This is a genomic window from Mesorhizobium sp. WSM4844 (assembly GCF_055811775.1).
The window spans coordinates 226764-236020 of sequence record NZ_JBVVQB010000005.1 but is presented as its reverse complement, the minus strand read 5'-3'; the positions used below and the strand labels follow the sequence as shown (position 1 = coordinate 236020).

Sequence of the window (9257 nt, the reverse complement as noted above, 5' to 3'; positions counted from 1 at the left end):
CCCCCATTCCCCTATTCCCCTATTCCCCTATGAGAGGGGCATTCATTGCCTACGAGCGACCATTCAAAGACTTCTATCGGTGGCATCAGCACTGCTCGCATCGCGGATCTGCGCGAGACCGAGGCCGAAGCCTTCCGCAAGGCAAGGCCGAAATCGGCAGCCAAGGTCGGCAACGGCCTGCCGGGTTTCTTCGGCGGCGTGCCGATGCACTGGATGAACGACTGGCCAACGCCGTTCCCGATAATGGTCGACAGCGCCAGAGGCGCCACTATCACTGACATCGACGGCAATCGGCTCGATGATTTCTGCCTCGGCGACACCGGCTCGATGTTCGGCCACTCGCCGCCGCCGGTCGCCCACGCCATCCGTAGGCAGGCCGGACGCGGCCTGACCTACATGCTGCCTTCGGAAGATGCACTCGCCATCGGCCCGCTGCTGCAACAGCGCTTCGGCCTGCCGTTCTGGCAGATTGCGACAACGGCGACCGATGCCAACCGCTTCGCGCTGCGCGTCGCCCGCGCCATCACCGGCCGGGGCAAGATCCTGGTCTTCAACGGCTGCTATCACGGCTCGGTCGACGAGACGATGGTGCGCCTGGTCGGCGGCAGACCGGCCAACCGGCCAGGACTGGCCGGCTGGTCGGCGGCAGACCGGCCAACCGGCCAGGACTGGCCGGCGAATTCCGCGACCTGACCCGGGCGACCGATGTCGTCGAGTTCAACGATGTGCCGGCGCTTGAGACAGCACTCCGGGACCAGCAAATCGCCTGTGTCGTCACCGAGCCGGTGCTGACCAATTCCTGCATGGTGCTGCCCGATCCCGGCTTCCACAACGCGCTGCGGCGTCTCACCCGCGCCGCTGGCACCCTGCTTCTGATCGACGAGACACACACGATCTCGACCGGTCCCGGCGGCTACACTAGGAAACGCGGCCTGGAGCCGGACCTGTTCGTGCTCGGCAAGCCAATCGCCGGCGGTGTGCCAGCCAGCGTCTGGGGCATGAGCGATGGCGTCGCCACCCGCTATGCCGACTATGTCAGGACCAAGGAACCAGGCTATTCCGGCATGGGCACGACGCTCTCGGCCAATCCGCTGCAGTTCGCAGCGATGCGCGCCACGCTCGAAGAGGTGATGACCGACGAGAACTATAGCCATATGGACCATCTGGCGCGGCGGCTCGACGCCGGGCTGACCGCTGTCATCGACCGTTACCGCCTGCCTTGGCATGTTGCCCGAGTCGGCGCCCGCGTCGAGTTCATCTGCGCACCCGGCCCGCTGAGGAATGGCGGCGAGGCGGAAGCAGCGCACGCACCGGCGCTCGAAGCGGCTGTCCATGTCGCGCTGGTCAATCGCGGCGTGCTGATCGCGCCGTTCCACAACATGATGCTGATCTCGCCGGCGACCAGCGCTGCCCAGGTGAACCGCCTGATCACCGCCTTCGGCGCGGTTGCGGCAAGGCTCGCGGCATGAGACAAGCTTGCACATGAGAGAAGCGCACAAGCAAACTTTGAACGCCATCATCGCCTCCCCTTCGGGCTCGACGCCCGCCGAGGCGCAAACCTTTCTCGACGCCCATCCGGAGATCGAAGCGTTCGACATCGTGCTGACCGATGCCAATGGCGTCGGGCGTGGCAAGATCGTGCGCCGGCACGAGTTGATGAGCATCTTCGAGGGCGGCAGGCATATGCCGATCTCGATCCTCGGCCTCGACATCACCGGCGAGGACGTGCACGAGACCGGACTGATCTGGACGACGGGCGACGGCGACCTGCGGGCATGGCCGATCCCCGGCACGCTGGTGCCGCTGTTCGGCACACAGCCGCCGCGCGGCCAGGTGCTGATGGCGATGTACCATCTCGATGGTCAGCCGATGTCCTCCGACCCGCGCCTGGCGCTGGGCCGGCAGGTGGAGATACTGGCGGCCAAGGGCCTGCATCCGGCCGGCGCCTTCGAGCTCGAATTCTTCCTGCTCGCCAACGAGCGCGACGCCGACGGCAAGGTGCAGCCGGCGCATGCGGTGCTCGACGGCCGCCGCTCGGCCAAGACAGAGGTCTATTCCGTCGACCATCTGCACGGCATGGAGCCGCTGTTTTCCGACATCTACGCCGCGGCCAGGGTGCAAGGCATCCCGGCCGAGACGGTCATTTCCGAATACGCGCCCGGCCAGTACGAACTGACGCTTAACTATCGCAAGGACGTGATGCGGGCCGCCGACGACCTCGTCATGCTGAAGCGGCTGGTGCGGGCGCAGGCGCGCCGCCACGGCGTCACTGCCTGCTTCATGGCCAAGCCGATCGAGAAATACGCCGGCTCCGGCATGCATTTCCATGTCTCGCTGCAGGACAAGGCCGGCAACAACGTCTTTGCCGAAGCCAGCGGCGAGACCTGGTCCTTGCAGCTGCTGCGCGGACTGGGCGGCCTCATCCAGACCATGGCCGAATCGATGCTGGTGTTTGCACCGCACGCCAATTCATGGCGGCGTTTCGTTTCGCAATCCTATGCGCCGGTGGCGCCGACCTGGGGCGTCAACAACCGCTCGGTGGCATTGCGCGTGCCGGCTGGCGACGCGAAAAACCGGCGCATCGAGCACCGGCCGTCGGGCGTCGACGCCAACCCCTATCTGGTGGCGGCAACCGTGCTGGCCGGGATCGTCAAGGGTCTCGATGAGGGCCTCGATCCAGGCCCCGAAACCACCGGCAATGGCTACGAATCAGCAACCACGCGCACCACCATGCCGGTGGACTGGCGCGCCGCGATCGAGGCGGCAAGGGCCTCGACATTCCTCAAAGCGGCGCTGGGGGAAGACCTGCACCGAACATTCGTGGCGATCAAGCAATCCGAATATCTGCGGGTGGCGCGCACGGTCAGCGAACTGGATTATCATCTCTATCTGCACGAGGTGTGAAGGCATCGCATCGCCGGTCATTCGCCCAGCGAAAGCCGGGTCCCGGCTATTTGAAGGAACCTTTCGGGGGCTTCGCTCATTCCGCATCTGATCGCAGCAGCGGGCAAGGCCGCATCAGCCATGATCGCCAGGATGCAGACAAATTCTCCGCACCACGCCAAGGTGCAGGCAAGACGCTGGCCCAAGCCTGAATTGCCTGAGACGGCAGAAGACGATGGCGCAAGCACCATTCCCGAACTCAGCGAAGTGGCGAAGGCCTGTCGCCGCTGCCCGCTGTGGCGCAACGCAACGCAGACCGTGTTCGGCGAAGGGCCTGACAAGGCCAAGGTGGTTTTCGTCGGTGAACAGCCAGGCGACCAGGAGGATCTGGCCGGCAAACCTTTCGTCGGTCCGGCGGGAAAAGTCTTCGACGCCATCCTGGACGATGCCGGCGTCGACCGGCTGAAAGTCTATGTCACCAATGCGGTCAAGCATTTCAAGTTCGAGCCGCGCGGCAAGCGGCGCATCCACTCGAAGCCGAATGCCGGCGAGGTGCAGGCCTGCCGCTGGTGGCTCGACAGGGAGCTCGATCTGATCAAGCCCAATCTGGCGGTGGCGCTCGGCGCAACGGCGGCGCAGTCGCTGCTCGGCAAGGTCGTGCCAATCATGAAGATGCGCGGCGCGGTCGTGGAGCGGGACGATGGCTTGCCTGTGTTCGTCACCATCCACCCGTCCTTCATCCTGCGTATTCGCGAGCCGGCGGACAAGCAGGCCGAACGCGAGCGGTTCCTGCAGGACATGAAGGCAGTGAAAAAGCTGATGGCCGCCTGACCCCTATCTGATCAGGATTGCCCTCAAATCATTGACGTTCGTTCCGGTCGGGCCAGGCACGAAGAGATCGCCGACGGCGTTGAATGCCGTCCAGGCATTGTTGCCGGCAAGCATCGCCTTGGCATCGACGCCTGCCGCCCGCATCCGCGACACCGTCGAGCCGTCGGCAAAGGCGCCGGCATTGTCCTGCGAACCGTCGATGCCATCGGTGTCAGCGGCCAGTGCATGGGCGCCCTCCATGCCGCTGATGCCGATGGCGAAGGCAAGCAGAAACTCGGTGTTACGACCGCCCTTGCCCTTCGCCCGCACGGTCACCGTCGTCTCGCCGCCTGATAGAATCAGCACGGGCTTCGGGAAAGGCCGGTTGCGCGTCGCGACTTCACGGGCGATTGCCGCATGGACACCCCCAACTTCGCGCGCTTCGCCCTCGATGGAATCGGAGAGGATGGCCGCCTCGATGCCATGGCGCCTGGCTTCGGCCGCAGCCGCTTCCAGCGAGACGCCGGCCGAGGCGATCAGATGCACTTCGTTGCGCGAAAAACGCGGATCATCGACGCGCGGCGCATCGGCGGCCGGCGAATTGATATGCGCCATCACGGCAGCCGGCAGTTTCATGCCATAGGCGGCGATCGATGCCAGCGCCTCTTGGCGGTTGCCGGAATCGGGAACGGTCGGGCCGGAAGCGACAAGCGCCGGATTGTCGCCGGGAATGTCGGAGACCACCAAAGATACCAGCTTTGCCGGATAGGCAGCTGCCGCCAGCCTGCCGCCCTTGATGGTGGAAACATGCTTGCGGATGGTGTTCATGGCGGCGATCGGCGCGCCGGAGGCGAGCAGCGCCTCGTTGACGGCGATTTCGTCGGCCAGCGTCAGACCTTCGGCGGGCGCCGGCAGCAGCGCCGAGCCGCCGCCGGAGATGAGCGCCACGACCAGATCGTCCGCGGTCAGTCCCTGCACCTTTTCGAGCAGCCGGCGCGACGCTTCGAGCCCGGCGGCATCCGGCACCGGATGCGCCGCCTCGATGATCTCGATGCGCTGGCAGGTCGCGCCATAGCCGTAACGGGTGACGACCAGCCCTTCGATCGGCCCGTCCCACACTTTTTCGAAAGCCGCCGCCATCTGCGCCGAGCCTTTTCCTGCACCAATGACGATGGTGCGCCCCTTCGGCATTGCCGGCAGATGACCCCTGATCGTCCTCTGCGGATCAGCGGCGGCAACGGCGGCATTGAAGATGGCGGCGAGGAAGGATTTGGGATCGAGCGCGGTCATTTTGCTTCCGGCGGCAGTGCCAGCTCGCGCCCGTCGACGCCGAGGTGGCTGCACAGCGCATCGACGACGACGCCGTGGTCCTCACGCTCCGGCAGGCCCGAGACCGCGATCACACCGATGACGCCGGCACCTTTGACCGTTATGGGAAAGCCACCACCGGCCAGCACATAGTCCGATATGTCGAGCCCCTCGCCCGGCTTGAAGCTGCGGTCGGGACGCTGCTGCTCCAGCACCATGCGGTAGGTGCTTTTCAGGAACCGCTGCACCACGTTGATCTTGCGCCGCGCCCAATCCGGATTGGAGGCGTTCGAGCCCGGCATTGCCGCGTAAAACAGCGGCCGGTCGAAGGTCCTGATGTCGACGATGATCGGCAAGCCCTGGGCCAGTGCCCGGTCGCGGATCGTCGAGCCGATCTTGAAGGCGACAGCTTCATCGAAGACCGAGAAGACAAGCTCGGCTTCCTGTTTCTGGATCAGAGCGATATCGTCCGCAACGGCCATGTCATTCCCCTATCAACGTCGCGGCACGCTTTGACCGATGGCTGCCGCTGGGTCAAGCGGGACTTGTGGGATAGCTAAACCGCCATATCGGTCTTCATCGCCCGCCCGGCGACGTAGACCTCGCGCACGGCGCGGTCGTCGCCCAGCGTTTGCAGCAGAAACAGCTCCTCCGCCAGCGTGTCCGCCGTCTCCATCCGCAGCCGCATCGCCGGCGTGGCGCGCGCGTCGAGGACGACGATGTCGGCATCGCTGCCTTGGTCGAGCGTGCCGATCCTTTCCATGATCGACAGCGCCTCGGCATTGCCGCGGGTGAGCTGCCAGAACGACTGGAACGGATTGAGCTTCTCGCCGTTCAGCGCGATCACCTTGTAGCCCTCATCCATGGTGCGCAGCATCGAGTAGTTGGTGCCGCCGCCGACATCGGTGGCGGCCGCGATCCGAAGAGCTTTGCCACGCGTGCGGTAGCGCTGATAATCGAACAGGCCCGAACCGAGGAACAGGTTCGAGGTCGGGCAGAACACGGCCACCGAGCCCGTGTCCGAAAGCGCATCCGCCTCGCGTTCCGAAAGATGGATGCAGTGGCCGAACAGGCTTTTGCGCCCGAGCAGCCCATAGCGCTCGTAAACATCGGTATAGTCGCGTGCCTGCGGATAGAGTTGCAGCGTAAAGGCGATCTCGGCGTGGTTTTCCGACAGATGCGTCTGCATGTGCAGATCAGGATATTCGCGGCAGAGCGCGCCCGCCATCTCCAATTGCTCGGGCGAGGAGGTGATGGCGAAGCGCGGCGTGATGGCATAGTGCTGGCGCCCCTTGCCGTGCCACTCCTTAATCAGCGCCTTGCTGTCGTCATAGGCCGATTGCGGCGTGTCGAGCACGCCCTCCGGCGCGTTGCGATCCATCATCACCTTGCCGGCGATGTTGAGCATGTTGCGGTCATGCGACTCGGCGAAGAACGCTTCGGCCGATTCCCTGTGGACCGAGCAATAGGCGGCGACTGTCGTCGTGCCGTGGCGCACCATCTCGTCGAGGAACAGCCTGGCGATGCGGCGGCCGTGCTGGGCGTTCTGGAATTTGGTTTCCTCGGGAAAGGTGTAAGTGTTCAGCCAGTCGAGCAGCTCGGCGCCGTAGGAGGCGATAACCTGCATCTGCGGAAAATGCGCATGCGCGTCGATGAAACCAGGCAGCAGCAAATGCGGGCGGTGGTCGATCTTTTTTACGCCTTCATCAGCCTTTTTCTCGACGTCGGCATATGCGCCTGCGGCAACGATACTGCCGTCGCGGAGCAGCAGGCCGCCGTCATCCTCGTAGCGCCAGGCGGAATGGTCGTCGACGGTCTCAGGCCAGCGCAGAAAGGACAGCGTGCGGCCGCGCAGGAGTGTGCTGGTCATGCCTATTTCCCCGCCTCCTCGAACCATGCCACCAGCAGCGCCCGCTCCTTGTCGGTGATATGGGTGACGTTGGCGGGCGGCATCGCGTGGCTGCGGCCGGCCTGCAGGTAGATCTCGCGGGCCTGCCCGGCGATACCGGCGTCCGTGTCGAGCATCACACTTTTCGGCGCGTGATAGATGCCCTCGTAGGACGGCTCCTGCGCATGGCACATCGAGCAACGGCCAAGCACCGTATCGCGCACTGCGGGAAAATGCACCGAGGCGATATAGACCTGTGCCGTCGAGGACGCCTTGACTTCGCCGGTCAGCACTTTCGGCGCGGTTGACAGCCAGATAATGACGACGAACAGGACGGCGGCCGCCAGCCAGATCCAGGTCGGGTTGCCCTTGCGCGCATGCATGGTGTTGAAATAGTGCCGGATCAGCACGCCGATGATGAAAACCAACGAGGCGATCACCCAGTTGAACTGGGTAGCAAACGCCAGCGGGTAGTGGTTCGACAGCATCAGGAAGAGAACGGGCAGCGTCAGGTAATTGTTGTGCAGCGATCGCTGCTTGGCGATCTTGCCGTATTTCGGATCTGGCTTCCTGCCGGCGATCAGGTCGGCGACGACGATCTTCTGGTTCGGAATGATGACCATGAAGACATTGGCCGACATGATCGTCGCGGTGATGGCGCCAAGATGCAGGAAAGCGGCGCGGCCGGTGAACAGATGGGTAAGACCCCAGGCGATGAACACCAGCACGCCATAGAGCACCAGCATCAGGCCGGTGTCGCTCCTGCCAAGCGGCGAACGGCATAAGAGATCGTAGACCACCCAGCCGACGCCGATCGTCGCCAGCGACAGCAAGATGCCTGTAGGCACCGACATGGCAAGCACGTTGGGATCGATCAGGAAGAGGTCCGCGCCGGCATAGTAGACGACGCACAGCATGGCAAAGCCCGACAGCCAGGTAGCGTAGGATTCCCATTTGAACCAGGTCAGGTGCTCAGGCATTTCGGTCGGCGCCACGAGATATTTCTGGATGTGGTAGAAGCCGCCGCCATGCACCTGCCATTCTTCGCCGAAGGCGCCGACAGGCATGCCCGGACGCTGGCGCAAGCCGAGATCGAGCGCGACGAAATAGAAGGACGAGCCGATCCAGGCTATGCTGGTGACGACATGCAGCCAGCGCACGGCGAAACTCAGCCAGTCCCAGAAAATCGCAAAATCGATCATTGAAAAGTCGTCCCTGCCGATTGGGTGACTTTACGGACTGGAGCGCAAACGGAAAGGGCCGAGCGGCACGATGACTTTCAAAAAAAAATGGAAAATACTACAGCGCCGCGCGTCCCTTGGACGCGCAAAGGACGCTGTAGAACTTTATCTGGTGCATGATCCTTTCCGAAAATCGATTCCGATTTTTCGGGGTCATGCACTAGGGTTATCCCTGCGCAGCCGCATGAGAGCCCCAAAGCCGCATGGCCTATCTCGACAACATCTCCGTCTTCGTTCGCGTCGTCGAGCTCGGCAATCTGTCGGCGGCGGGGCGCGACATGCGCATTTCGCCAGCGGTCGCCTCCAACCGCATCAAGGAGCTCGAAAAACATCTCGGTGTCAGGCTGTTCAATCGCACAACGCGGCAATTGATGCCGACCGAGCACGGCACGGTGTTCTACTCCGGCGCCAAGCAGGTGCTTGAGGCGGTCACCGAGGCGGAAGCCGCCGTCAGCGCTTTGTCCGGCCAGCCGCGTGGCACCATCAAGGTGACAGCGCCGCTTGGCCTCGGCCGGCGGCTGGTGGCGTCGGGAATCCCCGATTTCCACGACAAATATCCTGACATCGAGGTTCGGCTGAGGCTTTCGGACCACAATGTCGACATCATGAAGGAAGGCATCGACGTCGCGTTCAGACTGGGTATCATCGAGGATTCCAGCCTGAGAATGCGCGGCATCATGGAGTGCGAGCGGGTGCTGGTGGCGGCGCCGAAATATCTGGAGACGCGCGGCGAACCGACCGAGCCGCAGGAACTGATCGCCAACAAACACGACTGCCTGATGCTGCGCTACGCCGGCGCGCGCGAATATGTGTGGACGCTGCAGACGGCCGACGGTCCGCGGAAATTCGAGGTGCACGGACCCTATGACACCGACGATGGCGACGTGCTGACCGGCTGGGCGCTGTCGGGCCGCGGCATCATCAACAAGCCGCGCTTCGAGGTCGAGCCGTTCATCCGCGACCGGCGTCTGAAGGTGATCCTGCCCGACACGCCACCGACGCCGGTGCAGTTCGCCGCCGTCTACCCGCACAAGAAGCTGCAGGACCCGAAGGTGCGGCTGCTGCTCGATTTCATGGCCGAGCGCTGCCAACGGCTGATCAAGGAAATTCTGGCCGGCAAATGAGCG

At 63.9% G+C, this 9257-nt stretch carries 7 protein-coding genes and 1 pseudogene; 4 read left to right on the top strand and 4 right to left on the bottom strand.

The window, feature by feature from the left end; genetic code table 11:
* The first annotated feature begins 45 nt into the window (after nucleotides 1–45).
* The 3 genes and pseudogenes from AC0L2A_RS07310 to AC0L2A_RS07300 all read left to right on the top strand — a co-directional run bounded on the left by AC0L2A_RS07310 (nucleotide 46) and on the right by AC0L2A_RS07300 (nucleotide 3714).
* Nucleotides 46–1469, top strand: a pseudogene (locus AC0L2A_RS07310) (aspartate aminotransferase family protein).
* Between the two features lie 13 nt (nucleotides 1470–1482).
* Nucleotides 1483–2904: a glutamine synthetase family protein gene (locus tag AC0L2A_RS07305; RefSeq protein ID WP_473608129.1), complete on the top strand. Its 1422-nt coding sequence runs from the start codon at nucleotides 1483–1485 to the stop codon at nucleotides 2902–2904.
* An 87-nt stretch (nucleotides 2905–2991) separates the two neighbouring features.
* Nucleotides 2992–3714, top strand: a complete 723-nt coding sequence (locus AC0L2A_RS07300; protein WP_473608140.1) for a UdgX family uracil-DNA binding protein — start codon at nucleotides 2992–2994, stop codon at nucleotides 3712–3714.
* A 3-nt stretch (nucleotides 3715–3717) separates the two neighbouring features.
* On the opposite strand, the gene AC0L2A_RS07295 is transcribed toward AC0L2A_RS07300, so the two are convergent.
* The 4 genes from AC0L2A_RS07295 to AC0L2A_RS07280 all read right to left on the bottom strand — a co-directional run bounded on the left by AC0L2A_RS07295 (nucleotide 3718) and on the right by AC0L2A_RS07280 (nucleotide 8091).
* Complete coding sequence (locus AC0L2A_RS07295; RefSeq protein WP_473608128.1) at nucleotides 3718–4983, bottom strand: glycerate kinase type-2 family protein; 1266 nt, start codon at nucleotides 4981–4983, stop codon at nucleotides 3718–3720.
* Nucleotides 4980–5483, bottom strand: coding sequence for a heme-degrading domain-containing protein (locus AC0L2A_RS07290; protein WP_077374984.1), 504 nt, complete (start codon nucleotides 5481–5483; stop codon nucleotides 4980–4982). Before AC0L2A_RS07290 ends, AC0L2A_RS07295 begins: the two co-directional genes overlap by 4 nt.
* Before the next feature lie 74 nt (nucleotides 5484–5557).
* Nucleotides 5558–6871 (bottom strand): guanine deaminase, encoded by a 1314-nt coding sequence (gene guaD / locus AC0L2A_RS07285; protein WP_473608126.1) that lies wholly within the window; start codon nucleotides 6869–6871, stop codon nucleotides 5558–5560.
* A gap of 2 nt (nucleotides 6872–6873) precedes the next feature.
* Nucleotides 6874–8091 (bottom strand): urate hydroxylase PuuD, encoded by a 1218-nt coding sequence (locus tag AC0L2A_RS07280; protein WP_473608125.1) that lies wholly within the window; start codon nucleotides 8089–8091, stop codon nucleotides 6874–6876.
* Between the two features lie 242 nt (nucleotides 8092–8333).
* Between AC0L2A_RS07280 and AC0L2A_RS07275 the strand changes: the two genes are divergently transcribed.
* Nucleotides 8334–9254, top strand: coding sequence for a LysR family transcriptional regulator (locus AC0L2A_RS07275; protein ID WP_473515205.1), 921 nt, complete (start codon nucleotides 8334–8336; stop codon nucleotides 9252–9254).
* The last annotated feature ends 3 nt before the right edge of the window (nucleotides 9255–9257 follow it).